10 protein-coding genes are annotated in these 17,528 nt (G+C 65.6%); 5 read left to right on the top strand and 5 right to left on the bottom strand.

Annotated elements, in window-relative coordinates:
- Positions 1–212: 212 nt before the first annotated feature.
- Entirely contained in the window at positions 213–1,181 is a 969-nt protein-coding gene (locus tag ACIBG0_RS31935) for an EamA family transporter (RefSeq protein ID WP_397037584.1), read from the bottom strand.
- A gap of 1,362 nt (positions 1,182–2,543) precedes the next feature.
- Here ACIBG0_RS31935 and ACIBG0_RS31940 point away from each other — a divergent pair.
- Entirely contained in the window at positions 2,544–3,440 is an 897-nt protein-coding gene (locus ACIBG0_RS31940; RefSeq protein ID WP_397037771.1) for a LysR family transcriptional regulator, read from the top strand.
- Positions 3,441–5,609: 2,169 nt separating this feature from the next.
- On the opposite strand, the gene ACIBG0_RS31945 is transcribed toward ACIBG0_RS31940, so the two are convergent.
- Both ACIBG0_RS31945 and leuA read right to left on the bottom strand, forming a co-directional pair.
- Positions 5,610–7,265, bottom strand: coding sequence for an AAA family ATPase (locus ACIBG0_RS31945; RefSeq protein WP_397037586.1), 1,656 nt, complete (start codon positions 7,263–7,265; stop codon positions 5,610–5,612).
- Between the two features lie 1,408 nt (positions 7,266–8,673).
- Positions 8,674–10,467 carry a 2-isopropylmalate synthase gene (gene leuA / locus ACIBG0_RS31950; protein ID WP_397037588.1) on the bottom strand — a complete coding sequence of 598 codons (1,794 nt, stop codon included), beginning with the start codon at positions 10,465–10,467 and terminating at the stop codon, positions 8,674–8,676.
- A gap of 230 nt (positions 10,468–10,697) precedes the next feature.
- On the opposite strand from leuA, the gene ACIBG0_RS31955 reads away from it, so the two are divergent.
- The 4 genes from ACIBG0_RS31955 to ACIBG0_RS31970 all read left to right on the top strand — a co-directional run bounded on the left by ACIBG0_RS31955 (position 10,698) and on the right by ACIBG0_RS31970 (position 15,844).
- Complete coding sequence (locus tag ACIBG0_RS31955; protein WP_397037590.1) at positions 10,698–11,465, top strand: sulfite exporter TauE/SafE family protein; 768 nt, start codon at positions 10,698–10,700, stop codon at positions 11,463–11,465.
- A 152-nt stretch (positions 11,466–11,617) separates the two neighbouring features.
- Complete coding sequence (locus ACIBG0_RS31960) at positions 11,618–13,195, top strand: alpha/beta hydrolase (RefSeq protein WP_397037592.1); 1,578 nt, start codon at positions 11,618–11,620, stop codon at positions 13,193–13,195.
- A gap of 120 nt (positions 13,196–13,315) precedes the next feature.
- Positions 13,316–14,938 carry a GMC oxidoreductase gene (locus ACIBG0_RS31965; protein ID WP_397037594.1) on the top strand — a complete coding sequence of 541 codons (1,623 nt, stop codon included), beginning with the start codon at positions 13,316–13,318 and terminating at the stop codon, positions 14,936–14,938.
- Positions 14,939–14,995: 57 nt separating this feature from the next.
- Positions 14,996–15,844: an ion transporter gene (locus tag ACIBG0_RS31970; protein ID WP_397037596.1), complete on the top strand. Its 849-nt coding sequence runs from the start codon at positions 14,996–14,998 to the stop codon at positions 15,842–15,844.
- Here the strand turns inward: ACIBG0_RS31970 and ACIBG0_RS31975 are convergent.
- Both ACIBG0_RS31975 and ACIBG0_RS31980 read right to left on the bottom strand, forming a co-directional pair.
- Positions 15,822–17,033 (bottom strand): low temperature requirement protein A, encoded by a 1,212-nt coding sequence (locus tag ACIBG0_RS31975; protein ID WP_397037598.1) that lies wholly within the window; start codon positions 17,031–17,033, stop codon positions 15,822–15,824. The two genes, ACIBG0_RS31970 and ACIBG0_RS31975, sit on opposite strands and share 23 nt — an antisense overlap.
- A 36-nt stretch (positions 17,034–17,069) precedes the next feature.
- Positions 17,070–17,528, bottom strand: a complete 459-nt coding sequence (locus tag ACIBG0_RS31980) for an SRPBCC family protein (RefSeq protein ID WP_397037599.1) — start codon at positions 17,526–17,528, stop codon at positions 17,070–17,072.

Consider the following 17,528-nt stretch of genomic DNA (forward strand, 5'->3'; position numbering starts at 1 on the left):
AGTGTTCGGTTCGGGTTTGCGCCGATCGGGGTTGCTCACTTGGGGCCGGTTCGATATCGGGGTGGGTTCGAATCCGGTTTTATTGCTGGGGCGTTCGCGGGAGTGTTCGGTTCGGGTTTGCGCCGATCGGGGTTGCTCACTTGGGGCCGGTTCGATATCGGGGTGGGTTCGAATCCGGTTTTATTGCTGGGGCGTTCGCATGAATGTTCGGCTCAGGCCTGCACCAATCGGCATTGCGTATCCAGGCCCGGTTCCGATACCGGGGGTAGGGTCGAAACTGGTTCCGCCGCTGGGGTATTCGCATCGCGGCGGCCCGACTTCGTCGCCGCGAACGCGCCTGCGATCACGATGGCTCCGCCGAGCAGCGACAGCGGCGTCGGGTCCTCGCCGAAGACGGCCCAGGCGGCGAGGATGCCGACCACCGGGACCAGCAAGGACATGGGGGCGACCGTGCTGGCCGGGTACCGGCTCATCAGGTAGGTCCACAGGCCCGAGCCCGCGATGGTGCCGAGCGCGACGATGTAGGCGAGGCCGAGCAGCGCGTGCCAGCCGCCGGGGGAGGTGACGTCGGTCAAGGCATGCAGGCCGGTAGTCGGTCCTTCGATGAACGCGGACAGCGCGAACATCGGGATCGGCGGCACGACCGTCATCCACAGCGTCAAGTGCAGCGGGTTGACGTCGCCGGACGCGGTGGCCAAGCGCGAACCGATGTTGCCGAAGGCCCAACCCAGACCACCCGCCAGCGTCAGCAGCACCGGCAACAGCGCCGCCTGCTGCGCGCGATCGAGCCCGATCACCACAATGCCCGCCACCGCGATGCCGATGCCGAGCAACTGAGTCCCCCGCAGCCGTTCCCGCAGAAACAGTGCACCCAGGACGACCGTGAATGGCGCGGAGGATTGCAGCACCAGCGAGGACAAACCGGTCGGCATGCCCGCACGCATCGCCGTGAACAGAAAGGCGAACTGCAAAATCCCGAATCCGATCCCATACAGCAGCAACCACCGCAACCGCACCTTCGGTCGAGGCACGAAGACCAACACCGGCACCGCGATCACCGCGAACCGCAGCGCAGCGAAAAAGAACGGCGGAAAGTGGTCCAGCCCCACCCGAATAGCAATGAAGTTCAGCCCCCAGAGCAGGACAACGGTAAGCCCGAGTATGCGGTCACGATTAGTCACGTTCCTTATCGTCGATAATGAAACCGATAAGAACAATCGAATAAATATGCACTATCGATGTAGCATGGCTTAATGATTTCGGGTTCTCACACCTCGGCTCCCAGCGCCTGGCAATCGGTGCACGACACCGGCGCATGCCAGGACGTCCCGAGACCAGCGGCACTGGTCGCCGCGCCGCCCGTCGCCCCGGCGGCGTACGCGGGCGGCGTAGAAATGTCAGCGGATCCACTACCGGGTGCTGGAGTAGTGCACGCGTCGGCTGTGGCTGAGGTCGCCGGGTCGCTTGGTGTTGTGGCGGCGGATGCGGGCGGGGCAGAAATACCAGTGGTCGCGGCTTCACTCTCGGTCGCCGGAGTAGCGCACGGTTCGGCTAGGGCTGATGTCGCAGGGGCGTTGGGTGTTGTGACGGTGTATGCGGGCGGGGCGGAAGTATCAGCGGCTTCACCACCGGTAGCTGGAGTAGCGCGCGCGTTGGTTGGAACTGATGTCGCGGCGTCGTCGGTTGCTGTGGCGATGGATGCGGGCGGGGCGGAAGTATCAGCGGCTTCACCACCGGTAGCTGGAGTAGCGCGCGCGTCGGTTGGAACTGATGTCGCGGCGTCGTCGGTTGCTGTGGCGATGGATGCGGGCGGCGCAGAAATGTCAGCGGATTCACTACCGGTTGCTGCAGCGGCGCGCGCGTCGGCTGTGGCTGAGCTCGCAGGGCGTGGGGTGTTGTGACGGTGTATGCGGGCGGGGCGGAAGTATCAGCGGCTTCGCCACTGGTAGCTGGAGTAGCGCGCGCGTTGGTTGGAACTGATGTCGCGGCGTCGTCAGTTGCTGTGGGGACGGATGCGGGCGGCGTAGAAATGTCAGCGGCTTCACCACCAGGTGCTGGAGTAGTGCACGTGTCGGCTGTGGCCGAGGTCGCCGGGTCGCTTGGTGTTGTGACGGCGGATACGGGCGGGGCGGAAGTATCAGCGGCTTCACCACCGGTCGCTGGAGTAGCGCGCGCGTTGGTTGGAACTGATGTCGCGGCGTCGTCGGTTGCTGTGGCGATGGATGCGGGCGGCGCAGAAATGTCAGCGGATTCACTACCGGTAGCAAGAGCGGCGCGCGCGTCGGATAGGGCTGACGGCGCATCGTCGCTGGGTGTGGTGGGGGCGCATAGAGGCGGGGCAGAAATGTCAGTGGCTTCACTATCGGTCGTTGGAGTAGTGCACGGTTCGGCTATGGCTGGGGTCGCAATGTCGTTGGCTGCCGTATCGGCATGTGCCGGGGCGCTATTGGGCGGTACAGGAACACCAGCGACGCCCGCTTTGCTGCTGGCGGTAGGAGCGGCGCGTGTCACAGCCGCCTGAGGACGTACGGGGCGGGCCGCCGATGGCGGTCGAGCGGCTGCGGGTACTGCGGGAATTCGCGGATCGCGGGACTATTGCGGCTGTGGCCGAAGCGCTTTCGATGACCCCGTCCGCGGTATCGCAGCAGCTCAAGGTGCTTGCGAAGGAGGCGGGCGTTGCGTTGCTCGAGCCGGATGGGCGGCGGGTCCGGCTCACCGATGCGGGGCACGCGCTTGTGGTGCGTGCTGATGAGGTGCTTGCCGCGATGGATCGTGCGGTGGCGGAGATGGCGCACTATCGCGGGTCCGCGCGCGGTCGGGTCCGGGTCGCGCTGTTCCCGTCCGGCGCGGCGCTGCTGCTGCCGCGGGTGCTGCCCGCGCTGGCCGACAGCGGTGTCGAGGTCGTCGCCCGTGACGAGGATCTGCCGCCGAGTGAGGTGCCGCGGCTGCTCGCCGACTACGACATCGTCCTCACCCACCGCGATGAGCGTTCGCCGGGTATCGCGGGCCCTCGTGTCAGCACCACGGTCATCATGCGCGAACCCACCGATGTCGTTGTCGCACCGACCCATCCGCTCGCGACTCGCACCGAGGTGACCCCGGCCGAACTCGCCGAAGAGACCTGGCTCAGCGTGCGCGGCGGCTTCCCGGTCGACGACGTGCTGCGCTCTATCGCCACCATGACCGGCGTCCAACCTCGTATTGCCCAGCGCCTCAACGACTTCCGCGTCATCGAAACCCTTGTCGCCGCGAACTATGGCGTAGCCCTCATGCCCCGCTGGGCCGTGGCCCATCCGGACCTCGCCGTCCTACGCCTGTCCGGCGTCCGCGCCGCCCGCCTCTACGAACTGGCCACCCGCCCCCACGCCACAACGCGCCCCGCCATAGCCACCGTCCTACAAGCCTTCCGCACCGCCGCAGCCCAGGTCGCCGCCGAATAGCCCCACCGCACCAGCCTGCTGCCGCACACCCATTCACCACCTCGCAGATGCCGCAACTTATGCGCGGTGCTCACTACCTCTGCGTTAGTCGAGTCTCGGGTATGTGGGGCGCGCGGGCCGCGGTGCTGGCGATGTTGTGCTCGGGGCGGAATCTTTTGCCGCAGACGAGTTGACCGCTTCGCAGGGCCTCAGTGCCTGTTGCCGAATTGTTGCGAATTTGGCCATGATGCAGGGCATGTCCCTATTTCGGCGGTTGCCCGGCAATCACGCTGAGCTGGAAGTGATTTGACCCGGCGAGTGTGACATTGATGTGACGGAACAGCCGCCCGGCGGCGCATTCGGCAACAGGCCCTGCACCTTCTGTGCGGTGCTCACTACTTCTGCGTCAGCCGAGTCTCGGGTAAGTGGGGGTGCGACCGCCGACCCCGGTGCCGGCGGTCTTGTGCTCGCGGCGGAATTTGCTGCCGCAGAAGCATTGTCCGCCTCGCAGGGGCTGCACCTTATGTGCGGTGGTCACTACTTGTGTGTCAGCCGAGTCTCGGGTGTGGGGGTGTGACCGGCGACTCTGGTGCTGGTGGTGTTGTGCTTGTGGCGGATTTTGCTGTCGCAGAGGCATTGTCCGCCTCGCAGCGGCTGCGGTGCCTGTTGCCGAATTGTGGCGTATTTGGCTGTGACACAATCACGTCGCTATTTCGTCGGCTGCCGCGCAATCATGCTGAGCAGGAAGTGATTTGATCCCCCGAGTGTGACGATGATGTGACGGAATAACCGCCCGGCGGCAAATTCGGCAACAGCCACTGCGTCTTATGCGCGGAGCTCACTACCTCTGCATCAGTCGAGGCTCGGGTATGTGGGTGCGCGCGGCGACCGTGGTGCTGGCGACTGTCGCGCCCATGAATCCGCTTCGCACATCGTGTGGCGCTTTCGCGGCGGCGGCAACCTGTGCGCCATGCTTACTGCCTGCACGTCAGCCGAATCCGGGCACGCTCGCGATTACGGTGGTGGCGATTGTCGTGCCCGCGGCGAGGTCGGCTGGCACACGCCGTGTGGCGCTGTCGCACGGTGCACACCACATTTCCGGCACTCCCTACTTGTGCGTCCACCTATCTTGGATGTGCCGGGTACGCCTGCCGTTCACGCGCTGGCGATTGCCGTGCCCGTGCGGTGGATTCGATGGGCGCATAACCATGTGGTGCATTCGCCGCGACGGCACCCTATGCGCCTTCTCTCGCACATGTGTGCCAACCGAATCTCGGGCATGTCCGCTGGTCACGGCGCCAGTGACTGCCATGCCGCGCGGTGGAATCCGGTGCGCATACCGTGGAGGCTGTCGCTGAGGCTGCTGCCGCTTTGCGCCGCACCCACTACCTATGCGCTGCGACGTGGCGATGGGCTTCGACGCCCAGCCGACCGGGCGAGCGCCCGAATCTTGGCCGCAATCCGTTGGTTGTCGAGGCGAGGCTGTCGCTCGGATAGCCTGCTCGGCCGCAACGGTCTACTGGTGTTTGGGCGGGCCGAGGCGAGGCTGTCGCTCCGATAGCCTGCTCGGCCGCAACCGTCTAGGTCTTGGGCGGGGCCCGACGAGGCGGCGCAGACGCAGCATCTCCGCACCCGCAGCGCCGAGACGGGGATGCGGGCGCGTGTCGACCCCGCGGCCGACACGACCCCCGGCGAACTGCATCGAAGAGCCGGACCCTGATCGATTGCAGTTCGGGCCCGCACCGAACCGAGTTAGTGGTCCGCATCGAGTTGCCGGAGCGGTCGTCGGCCAGCCCCCGAACGGCGTTGTGGCGGAACGTAATACGGTTGCCGCGCTCGACGATGCCCGGGCCCGGCTCGCGGCACAGTTGAGCGGCTACACCGGATCCAAGGAGTCGATCGCCGAAATCGAGCAGTTCGTGCCCGCTGTGCTGGCGATCCGGCCACTGCTCAAGCTTGGGCGAGGCTGTCGCTCGGACAACCTGGCTGGACCGCAACGGTCTAGTGCTTGGGCGGGCCCGAGGCGAGGCTGTCGCTCGGACAATCTGGCTGGACCGCAACGGTCTAGTGCTTGGGCGCGCCCGAGGCGAGGCTGTCGCTCGGACAATCTGGCTGGACCGCAACGGTCTAGTGCTTGGGCGGGCCCGAGGCGAGGCTGTCGCTCGGACAACCTGCTCGGGCCGCAACGGTCTAGTAGTGCCTGGGCGGGCCGGGGCGGTACTGCTGGTTGCCGATGTAGCCGAAATCATCGGCCACCATGGCGGCCAGTTCCAGGAGTGCACGCCGGGTCGGCTTGCTCACCAATTCCAGGTCGATTTCCGCACCCTCGGCGAGGTGGTCGTCGAAGGGCACCACCTGAACCGCGCGGGTGCGGTCGAGAAACAGTTTGCGTAGCTGGTCCAAGTCGACGGTGGAGGCACCGCGGCGAGATGCGTTGACCACCACCACCGTTCGCTCGACCAACTTGCTGTAGCCGTGGTGGTCCAGCCAGTCCAGGGTGGCCGAGGCGCTGCGGGCGCCGTCGATGGCGGGTGAGGTCACCAGCACCAGTGAGCTGGCCATATCGAGCACACCGGCCATGGCCGAATGCATCAGACCGGTGCCGCAGTCGGTGAGGATGATGTTGTAGAACGACTGCAGGATGCTGATGGCCTGGCGGTAATCGGCCTCACTGAAGGCTTCGGAAACCGCCGGATCTTGTTCACTGGCAAGCACTTCCAGTCGGCTCGGCGCCTGGGAGGTGTGTGCTCGGACATCGGAGTACCTGCTGATGTGCTGATCCTCGAGCAGATTGCGCACGGTGGAGCGGGTCTGGCGCGGTACGCGATGCGCCAGGGTGCCGAGGTCGGGATTGGCGTCGATCGCGATGACCCGGTCGCCGCGCAGCGAGGAGAACGTCGATCCGAGCCCGACCGTGGTCGTGGTCTTGCCTACGCCGCCCTTGAGCGAGAGGATGGCGATCCGATAGTCCCCGCGCACCGGCTGATTCACCCGGTCGACGAGATCGCGGTAGACGATATCGGCCGCGGATTCACCGGGATTGATCATGCCGCCGGAGGCCTTGTGCACCGCCCGGCGCCAGCCACTGCGCGGCGCTTTGCGCGCCCGCTTGAGCAGGTTCAGGTCATTGACCGAATGTCCCGGCTGGCCGGGCTGCGGCACATGCTGTGGCTGGAACGGCTGCTGCGTACTCGGCGGGCCGCCCTGCCATCCTGGCGGCGGGCCCTGTTCGGTGTATGGAACCATGCCGGTGCCAGGCCCTTGTTCGCCGTACGGCATCAGGCCGGTGCCGGGCCCCTGCTCGGCGTACGGCAACTGCCCGGTGTGTGGTTGCTGGCCGACGGGCGGCTGTCCCATCGGGGGCTGTTGTCCCATGGGCGGCTGCTGATACATCGGCGGCTGCTGCACCGGCGGTGGCGGTGCCCAACTGTAGATCGGCGGCTCGACCTGACTTTCCGCCGGAACCCGTCGAACCAGCCCATCGGGACCGATCTCCTGCCGGTACTCGCCGTAGGACGGTTCGGGCTGCACCGGATGGTTTCCGCTCTGGCTGGGTCCCGGCTGATGCGGCTGCGCGAATTGACCGGCGCTGTAAGGCGTTCCGGGCGGCGCGTAAACCTCGGGCGGTCCGTACTGCTGCTGCGGCACTCCCGCCTGCGGGTACGTGGTGGTCTGATCCGTTGGCCCGCCCGGGTATCCGGTGAACTCCGACTGGTCGGACTCATCGGGCTGTTCGGCAACCTCGGCGGCCCCGTGCTCGTCGGTTGCGGGCTCCGCGTCGACGGATGCGGACTCGGCCGCTTCATCCGGCGCCGAGGAGTCGGTGGTGACCTCGGCCGTGTCCACCGAATGACTCTGCAGCCAGGGCGGAGAAGTCGGGTTGTGGTCGTTAGTTGTCACAGTTCCCCCATCTGCTCGGGAATTCGAGCAGAGAGCTCGGCGCTTGAATGCGAATCAACGCTAGCACGGGGTACTTGGCCCCGCGCCGTGGTATACACGGCCGTCGCGCCGCGTTGAACACCGCGACCAGCCGCAACTCGAAAACACTGTCCAACAGCAAATTCGAGAATCAAACGCCCAGTCGGCGACAATTCGTCGCCAATGGGCGTCCTGTTCTCACCGTACTCCGCGGTCTCAGTCGAGGTGCCAGATCGCTCGGACCGACCCGAACGACCACGGCTCCCAAACAGATCCGGCTCAACGATCCGGTCCTGAAGAGCCTGGTCGCGAACGGGTCGGGCACTGAACGAGCCGGGCCATGAACGACCCTGGTCGCGAACGAGTCTGGTCCTGGACGAGCCCGGTTCCCGACGAGCCGGGCACTGAACGGCTCCAGCCTGAACGAGCCGGGCACGGAACGGCTCCAGCCCTGAACGAGGCGGGCAGTGAACGGCTCCAGCCTGAACGAGGCGGGCAGTGAACGGCTCCAGCCCTGAACGAGCCGGGTCCGGAACGAGCCCGGCCCTGAAGGAATCTGGTTCTGAAGGAGTCCGGTCCTGGACGAGTCCGGCTCTGGAAGGCCTGGGTCCGGAACGAGCCGGGCACTGAGCGGGCCGGCCCTGAACGAGCCTGGTCGCGAACGAATCCGCTCTTGAAGAGCCTGGTTGCGAACGATTCTGGCCCCTGAACGAGTCCGGTTTTGGACGAGCCCGGCTCTGGACGAGCCGGGCACCGAACGGCTCCGGCACTGAACGAGCCTGGTCCTGAACAGCCTGGTCGCGAACGAATCCGGTCTTGAACGAGACTGGTCGCGAATGATTCTGGCACTGAACGAGTCCGGCTTTCGAGTCCGGCTCTGGGTGAGCTCCAAACAGATCCGGCTCAACGGATCCGGTCTGAAGAGCCTGGTCGCGGACGGGTCTGGCACTGAACGAGCCGGGTCCGGAACGAGCCGGGCACTGAGCGGGCCGGCCCTGAACGAGCCTGGTCGCGAACGAATACGGTCCTGAAGAGCCTAGTCGCGAACGAGTCCGGCCCCGAACGAGCCCGGTTCTGAAGGAGTCTGGTCCTGGACAAGCTGGGTCTGAAGTGCCTGGTCGCGAACGAGCCTGGTTCTGGATGAGTCCGATTCTGGACGAGCCTGGTTCTGGACGAGCGGGTTCTGAACGAGCCTGGTTCTGGACGAGCGGGTTCTGAACGAGCCGGGGCTCTGAACGAGCCGGCGCTGGAACGAGCCCGGCCCGATAATTCTGCCTGGCCGAGCCCGCCCGGCCGAGCCCCCGAACCCCGGCCCGCCGAAACCAACCGCCCCGCGTCAGTGCGTCCGGTTCACCGCCGACACCACGGCCCGCAGCGACGCGGTCGTAATCGAGGTGGCGATGCCGACACCCCACACAACCTTGTCGCCGATGGCGCACTCCACATACGCCGCGGCCTGCGCATCGTCACCCGCGGACATCGCGTGCTCGGAGTAGTCCAATACGCGCACATCGAATCCGACCGTCGCGATCGCATCGACGAATGCGGCGAGCGGTCCATTGCCAGCGCCGGTGACTTCCTGCTCGACGCCGTCGACCTTCACCACCGCGGTGATCGAGTCCACGCCGCCGTCGGTCTCGGAGGCGGTTACCTTCTGCCGCATCCGCTCCAGCGGACGGATCGGGCTCAGGTATTCCTCGGCGAAGACATCCCACATCTCCTTGGGCGAAACCTCACCGCCCTCACCGTCGGTGATCTTCTGGATCGCCTGGGAGAACTCGATCTGCAGCCGGCGCGGCAGCACCAGCCCGTGATCGGTCTTCATGATGTAGGCGACGCCGCCCTTACCGGACTGCGAGTTGACGCGGATGACGGCCTCGTAGGTGCGGCCCACATCCTTCGGGTCGATCGGCAGGTACGGCACCTCCCAGACGATGTCGTCCACATCGGACTCGGCGGCGTCGGCCGCGGCCTTCATCGCATCCAGACCCTTGTTGATCGCGTCCTGATGCGAACCGGAGAACGCGGTGTAGACCAGATCGCCGCCGTAGGGGTGGCGCTCGTGTACCGGCAGCTGGTTGCAGTATTCGACGGTGCGACGGATCTCGTCGATATCGGAGAAGTTGATCTGCGGATCCACGCCGCGGGAGAACAAATTCATCCCCAGCGTCACCAGGCAGACATTGCCGGTGCGCTCACCGTTGCCGAACAGGCACCCCTCGATGCGATCTGCACCGGCCTGGTAGCCCAGTTCGGCGGCGGCCACCGCGGTGCCCCGGTCGTTGTGCGGATGCAGTGACAGCACGATCGAATCGCGGCGGGCCAGGTTGCGGCTCATCCACTCGATCGAATCGGCGTACACGTTCGGAGTCGCCATCTCGACGGTCGCGGGCAGATTGATGATCATCGGCTTGGCGGGGGTGGGCGCGATGATCTCGGTGACCGCATCGCACACCTCCTTGGCGTAGGACAGTTCGGTGCCGGTGTAGGACTCCGGGCTGTACTCGTAGCGCCAGTTGGTGTCCGGGTAGCGCTTCTCGACCTCCAGGCACAGCTTCGCGGCATCGGTCGCGATCTTCTTCACCGTCGCCTGGTCCGCGCGGAACACCACACGCCGCTGCAGGACCGAGGTCGAGTTGTAGAAGTGCACGATCACATTGGTCGCACCGGCGCACGCCTCGAAGGTGCGCTCGATCAGTTCGGCGCGACACTGGGTCAGTACCTGGATGGTGACATCATCGGGAATCGCCCCGTCCTCGATGATCTCGCGGACGAAGTCGAAATCGGTCTGGCTGGCCGAGGGGAAGCCGACCTCGATCTCCTTGTAACCCATCCGCACCAGCAGGTCGAACATGCGGCGCTTGCGGGCCGGGCTCATCGGGTCGATCAGGGCTTGGTTGCCGTCGCGCAGGTCGACGGCGCACCAGCCTGGGGCGCGGTCGATGATCTTGTCCGGCCAGGTGCGGTCGGGCAGCTCGATTGGCTCGACCTCCTCGGCGAAGGGCCGGTAGCGGAAAGTCGGCATGGAGGAGTTCCGCTGCCGATTCCAGGCGGGCTGGTCGGCAGGGGCGGGCTTGCTCGGAGCCGTAATGGTGCGCGAGCCGGATACGAAGGCGTCAGCGGGGGACATGCGGTTTCTCCAGGGTGTGGTGGATCCCAGTTATCGGGTCGACCGGCGCGGCAGAACCCCGCGACGGGAGGCCAGTCCGGTCAAACCCCGTCGCGGCGGCCGAGAAGAAGTGCCCGCTGCATGATGCCGGCGAGTTTACCGTGCCCCGCCGCGTCGCCGAAAGCCCGGTCCCCATCGTCCGGTCATCCGACGTAACGATTAGCGTTCCGACCGGCTGGAGGTAGGTTCATATGACTTGGCTGGAACAACTGGCGGTCTTCGGCGCGGGCATCGCGGCGGGCGGCATCAACACCATTGTGGGATCGGGCACCCTGATCACCTTCCCGGTACTGCTCGCCTTCGGAATTCCGCCGGTCACGGCGAATGTGTCGAACACCATCGGTCTGGTTCCCGGTGGGGTCAGCGGGGCATACGGCTATCGGCGCGAACTCGAGGGACAGCGGGCCAGACTGGTCCGACTCGGCAGCGCGTCGCTGCTCGGCGGCACCACCGGCGCGATCCTGCTGCTCGTCCTGCCCGCCGCGGCCTTCAAGGCGATCGTGCCGGTGCTGATCATCGCGGCATTGATCCTGGTCGTGGTTCAGCCACGGTTGGCGCGCTGGGTGAAGGAGCGTCGTGCGGCCGACACTGGTCCGGCGCCCGAACACGGTGGCCTGATCCTGTACGTCGCGATATTTCTCTGCGGCATCTACGGCGGCTATTTCGGCGCGGCCCAGGGCGTGTTGTTGATCGGTTTGCTCGGGGTGTTCGTGCACGAGGACATCCAGCGGCTCAACGGGGTCAAGAATGTGCTCGGTCTGCTGGTGAACGCCGTGTCGGCGGTCGTGTTCACGATGATCGCCGATGTCGACTGGCGGGTCGCCGGGCTGATCGCGGTCGGCTCGATCATCGGCGGCGTACTCGGCGCGAAGATGGGCAGGCGGATGCCGCCAACCGCACTGCGCGCGGTGATCGTCGTAGTAGGCAGCATCGCGGTTGTCCGATTGCTGATGACCTAGCCGCAATAGTCTTGTCGAACAGCGCGGTTCGACCGCATACGGAGGAAGTACGTGGCAGTCGAGATGCGAAACCCCCAGTGCGGTCGTGCTTGTAGCGGATTGGTCCCAAAGGAGGACGACGCCGGACCGGTCCGCAACGCAGGATGATCGGTATGCGCGGGTGGAAGATCGTCGGGTTGGTGTTGGGGGCCGTATTGGTGTCGGCATCGGTCTCGTGCTTCCGGCAGAGCGAAGCGGTCTCGCAGGTCGCCGAACTGGTTGCGCAGGCCGATGCGGCGCCGACTCCGAAACTCGATTGGGTCCCGTGTCCCGAATCGGAGTTGAGTAAGTATCAGTGCGCGACGGCCGCGGTCCCGATCGACTACACGCAATCCAACGGTCCGACGCTGTCGCTGGCTGTCATCAAACAGCCCGCCACCGATCCGGACCGGCGCATCGGCACCCTGTTCAGCGCGGTCGGCGGACCCGGCGGTTCGGGCTTCAAATGGGCGAGTCACGGTGCGCTGTTCTCCGGTGAGGTGGCCAGGCGATTCGATGTGATCACCTTCGATCAGCGCGGAATCGGCCGCAGCGGTCAGGTGCGCTGTTTCGCGAATGCCGAAGAGCGGCACCGCTTCTGGTCCGGTTTCCTGCTGCCGCCGACGAATGCCGAACAGGAGGCCGCGGCCGCCCGCAATGCCCGCGAACTGGCCGCCGGTTGCGCCGCGCACAGCCCGGAGTTGCTCGCGCACCTGACCACCGTCGATGCCGCCCGCGACCTGGATCTGCTGCGCCGCGCGGTCGGCGAGACGACCATGACCTACACGGGCGGGTCCTACGCGAGCTATTTGGGCGAGGTGTACGGTGCGCTCTTCGGTGACCGGGTCCGCGCACTACAACTCGGCTCGATGATCGACCCGGATGCCTACACCAACGATTCGCGCGCGCAGATCGCCGACTCCGCGACGGGCACCGAGGAGGTACTCGCGGAGTTCCTGCGACTGTGTGCCGAAGCGGGACAACCGCATTGCGTCTTCGCGGGCCCGACCAAAACCGATGCCGCGGCCCTGCGCACCCGCAACGACGCCGTACTGGACCGGCTGCGGCAGGGACCCATCGTGGTCGGTCATGGTGCGCGCACCCGTGCGGTAACCCTCACCGAGGTACTGCCCGCACACGCCACCCTGCTCTACGACACGAAGCAGGGCTGGCCCGCGCTGGCCGAACTGCTCACCGAATTGGAGCTGGGTGCGGCGGGCAATCCCGATGTCATACAAGAGATTCTGGACGCTGGTGGCTTCACCGAGGACTTCCTCGACGCCTTCACCGCAATCTCGTGTGCAGACAACAACTTCGGTCACGAGCCCGAGCAATGGCCCGCGATGGCTGCCGAACTCGCCAGTGCCGCACCCCATTACGGTCCTATGTGGCTGTATTTGCGACAGGCTTGCGGTGCTTGGCCCGTACCAGGGAACGGTTATCCGCAGCGCATCACCGGTCCGTGGATTCTGCGCTCGGATAAACCCGCCCTGCTGTTCAACAACCGCTTCGACCCGGTCACGCCGCTGACCGGCGCCCGCCGGGCCCATCAGGAGTTGGTCAATGCCAGGCTGGTGATCGTCGAGGGCGGTTACGGGCACCTGGTGGTGAGTGACTGCGCTGCTCGTCTGCAGGAGCACTACCTTGTGGACCTGCAACTCCCCGCGCCCGGTGCTACCTGTAAGCCGGACAGCGCGCCGTTCACCGACTGAAACGCCAGTACCGGGAACCGCTCGACCAAGATCGTCCGCATTCCTTCGGCTGCCACTGTTCAGGACTCCGGAATCCCGGTAGTCTGCGCTCGGCCATGCGTGATGAGGGAGGTGGCCAGGGTGCACAGACGTGCCTTTTTCAAGGCAGCCGGTGCGGCCGCGATGTTGGGTGTCGCGAGTACCGCACTGGGTAGGGCGACGGCCGAGGCCGCAGACCCGATCTGGGACAATTTTTTCCGCATGTGGGTCCCGGAAATCTTTGCGCCACTTCCCGATCCGCCCGAGCATTCGCCCGCGATCGTGATCGGCTCCGGCTTCGGCGCCTCGGTCACCGCACTGCGCTTGGCTGAAGCCGGCATCGCCAATACTGTGCTGGAGCGCGGTTCGCGCTGGCCGAACGATCCGTGGCGGGAAATTTTCACCGGTGACGATCTGCCCGATGGCCGCGGTTTCTGGCATCGCACCAACTTCACCGGCGTCACCAAGGTGCCGATGCATTTCGCCAGCTTCGGCGGGGTGCTCGATTGCACCGAGTATCCGGGCATCGACGTATGGCGGGCCGCTGCTGTCGGTGGCGGCTCGGTCATCTTCTCCGGTGCCATGGTCGCACCCGAGCGCCGCTTCTTCGACCACGTCTTCGGCGGCACAGTCGATTACGGCGAAATGGCGAGCATCTATTATCCGCGCGTCCGAGAGATGTTGCGGCTCAGCCCAATTCCGGCGGATCTATACGCCGCTTCGCCGTTCGCGCATTCCCGGGCCTGGGACGAACAGGTACGCAGGGCGGGCTATCAGCCGCTCGCCAATGACTCGATCTTCAACTGGGATGTGCTGCGCGGCGAAATCGCCGGCACTACAAGGCCTTCCGCGACGGTGGCGCGCAGTAATCTCGGCAACTCCAACGGTGCGAAGTTCGACCTCAACCAGAACTATTTGCGCTACGCCGAGGGCACCGGCAAGTCCACCATCTATCCTGGGCACCGCGTCGACGCCATCGCGCAGGAATCCGGCGGCCGCTATTCGGTGACCGTCACTAAACTTTCGCCGACCGGCGAAGTGATCTGCACCCGCACCATCACCTGCGATCGCCTGTTCCTCGGTGCGGGTTCGATCGGCACCTCGGAGCTACTGGTGCGGGCCCAGGCGACCGGGGTACTGTCGAACCTCAACGAGCACATCGGCGATGGCTGGGGCACCAACGGTGATGTGGTGCTGGCTCGCGGTGCCAGCGAGTTGGCCGGTTTCGGTCAGGGTGTGCCGAGCGCGAGCCGAATCCTCGACGAATCCGCGGTGCCGCTAACGCTCGAAAATTGGTACATCCCAGGCATTCCGTTCGAGACCGGCGCGCTCGCCTCATTGGGCATGGTGCTCGATCCGGCCCGCGCACGCTTCGGCTACGACCGCGCCCGCAATGCGGTCGGGCTGTCCTGGTCGACCAAGAACCGTGACGATATCGTGGCGGCCGCCCGCGCGGTCGATCACCGGATCGCCGAACGCTCCAATGCTCTCGTCGAATACAGCGCACTCGGCTACGACGCGAACGCACTGTTCACCGCGCATCCGCTCGGCGGTGCGGTGCTCGGTCGGGCCACCGACGGCAACGGTCGCGTGCACGGTCATCCGGGCCTGTACGTGATGGACGGTGCGGCCATCCCGGGCAGCACCGGCACGGTGAACCCGTCGCTCACGATCACCGCGCTGGCCGAGCGCAATATCGAGGCCATCATCCGCGCTGGGAAGTAGCCCGTCGCGGCGCGTATTACTGTCGGCGGGACCGTTCGGCGTCGAAGGGATCCTTACGTGGCAACTCCAACCCGGCCGACCACGCCCGGCCTAGACGAAGGGCCGAAGCTGGATTTTCCGCGCAAGCCGCCGGCGCTGTGGTCGGATTTGGTGATGCTGGCGCTGGCCGTCGTCTCGGTCGTGCTGGTCACCTGGGTCACCTTCTTCGATGTACCCGCGCACACCTACCGCGTGATCGTGGTGATCGACTACTCGGTATGCGCGATATTCGCCGTCGAATTCCTGTGGCGCTGGCGCCGTGCGGGCTGGCCGTGGACGTTCCCGTTCATCTACTGGTACGAAGTGCTCGGCATGATCCCGGTGACCAGCCCGTTCTTCCGCGGGTTCCGCTTGCTGCGGATCGTGGTGATCGCGGTGCGCGTCGGCCGGGTGGCCGACCGGGCGCTGGGCGATCGGGTGACGGCCGCGGTGGTGAACCGCTTCGTGACGACCATCGTCGAAGTCATCAAGCGCCCCATGACGATCGCGATTCTGGATGAGGTCGCGCATGTACTGCGCGCCGGCCACTACACCCGCAATATCGCGGCGGCGCTGGAGGAGAACCGCGCCGAAATGGACGAGATGATCCTCGAACTCATCAAGAACGATCCACAGGCCGGACGGGTCCGCTACATCCCATTCCACGACGAGATCATCCGGCTCGTCGCCGACACCACATTTCGCATCTTCTTCCAGGTGCTGGCCGATCCCCGCACCGATGAACTGGTCTCGGACATGATCCGTGAGAACGTGGATCAGATCCGGGACGCGGTACACGCCGGAGTGCGCGTCGGGCCCTCACATGTAGGCCCGACGCCGCACGAACAGACAGTGCGTTACCACCTCAACCGTGTGCCGCGTGCCTGATCTCATCGCGCGGCTGCGCGTAACGCATTGTCTCCCAGACGATCAGCAGTACCAACACGCCGCACAGCAGCCCCAGTGACGCCAGCGCGGGCAGTGCGCAGGCGGCCGGGATCAGTGCGAGCAGCACTACCGCGGTCACCAGTCGCGGCACCGTGATGCTCCCGGTCGCGTACTGCTTGAACCCGACCAAGGCGATCAGATACAGCACCACACCGCCGTAAAGCGCGAACAGTGGTATCCCGGACAGTGCGTCTTTCAGGTTGTGCGCCGATGCGTCGCCGACATAATAGAGCACCTTCTTCAGTCCGAGAGAGAGTCCGATGACGCCAGCGATCAGCGGGAAATGCCAGAAGGTGTAGGAGTTTCGGGCGATCTTGATCTGCCGCTCGCCCTGGGCCCGCTGCAGCTCGTGCTCCACCGACAGCGCCGCCACATCGAAGTACGCCCACCACAGCAGGCCCGAAACCGCGAGTCCGAGTAGGGATCCGACCGCGATCGGCCACGATATCGGCAGTCCGGCAACGCCGATGCCGATCGAGACGATCGATTCACCCAGCGCCACAATGGTGATCAGCCCGTAGCGTTCGGAGAAATGGCTGGCCGAGTTCAATCGCCAGTCCTCGCCCGCCAGCAGGGTCCAGCCCATATCGCCGACGATCGCGGCGATCCACAGCACGATCTGCGCCGTCCCGTCTGTCATGGCGGCGATCACCAGCAGGGTGGTTCCGATGGTGATGGAACCGAGACTCCAGCGCAGCACCTGGTTGCGCAGTTGCGAATCCTCGGCGCTGGCCAGCACGAACATGGCCAGATGTACCAGCCGCACAATCAGATACGCAATCGCGAAGACCAGCGGACCGTACCAGCCACCGGGCGCATCGTCGAAGGCCTCCGGAATGGTGAGCGCAGCCAGGAAACCGCCGCCCATCGCGACGAACATGGCCACCCGTGCGATGCCCTCGTCCGCGCGCACCACATTGCCCAGCCAGGAGTAGGCGATCCACAGCCACCACATGACGGCGAGTACCAGCACTGCGCGCAGCATGTTCTTGGCGCTGGTGTCGTGTGCGACCAGGCCGGTGACCATGGTGAACGCGAAGACGAGCACCAGGTCGAAGAACAATTCGAGTTGCGTTACCGACGCATCTTCGGCCGTTGGCAGCAGGCGTGCCCGTTTGGAACCGATCATGTTCACATCGTCGCATCCGGATGCGACAGGTGCGTTCTACACGGCCTGATAGTTTTCGTTTTCGGTGAAGCCCTCGGCGAACTCGATGAAGTTCTGTACGACGGCCTCGTTCGAGCGGCGCATGGTCCGTTTCACCAGCATGCCCGGAATGGGGATCGGGATGTAGAGCTCGACGTGGTACCAGACATCGGTGCCATCCTCACCCTCGGTGACCTCGAACCAGCCGCCGCCCTTCACCCCTTCGGTGCTGTCGGTGACTTCCCAGGAGGAGCGCGTCTCGGTCCATTCGTACTCCAGGACCTGCAGATCCGACCGGCCCATGAGTTCGGCTTTGACGAATACCCGACGCGGTCGCAGCTCGTCGTCGCGGCTGGCGACCCGGGCGTCGCTGTAGGAGGTCGACCACTCCGGGAGCATCTCGACCGCGGCCAGCGCATCCATTACCCGCTGGGGATCGGCGTCGACGACGAAACGGATATCGGTCTTTGTACGCAT

The organism is Nocardia sp. NPDC050630 (assembly GCF_044457245.1).
Taxonomy (GTDB): domain Bacteria; phylum Actinomycetota; class Actinomycetes; order Mycobacteriales; family Mycobacteriaceae; genus Nocardia.

Bases quoted from the DNA above. Each gene is read 5' to 3' on its own strand.
- ACIBG0_RS31940 (WP_397037771.1), top strand. From the start codon at position 2,544: ATGGCGGTCGAGCGGCTGCGGGTACTGCGGGAATTCGCGGATCGCGGG.
- ACIBG0_RS31960 (WP_397037592.1), top strand. From the start codon at position 11,618: ATGCGCGGGTGGAAGATCGTCGGGTTGGTGTTGGGGGCCGTATTGGTG.
- ACIBG0_RS31975 (WP_397037598.1), bottom strand. From the start codon at position 17,033: ATGATCGGTTCCAAACGGGCACGCCTGCTGCCAACGGCCGAAGATGCG.
- ACIBG0_RS31980 (WP_397037599.1), bottom strand. From the start codon at position 17,528: ATGCGTACAAAGACCGATATCCGTTTCGTCGTCGACGCCGATCCCCAG.
- leuA (WP_397037588.1), bottom strand. From the start codon at position 10,467: ATGTCCCCCGCTGACGCCTTCGTATCCGGCTCGCGCACCATTACGGCT.
- ACIBG0_RS31955 (WP_397037590.1), top strand. From the start codon at position 10,698: ATGACTTGGCTGGAACAACTGGCGGTCTTCGGCGCGGGCATCGCGGCG.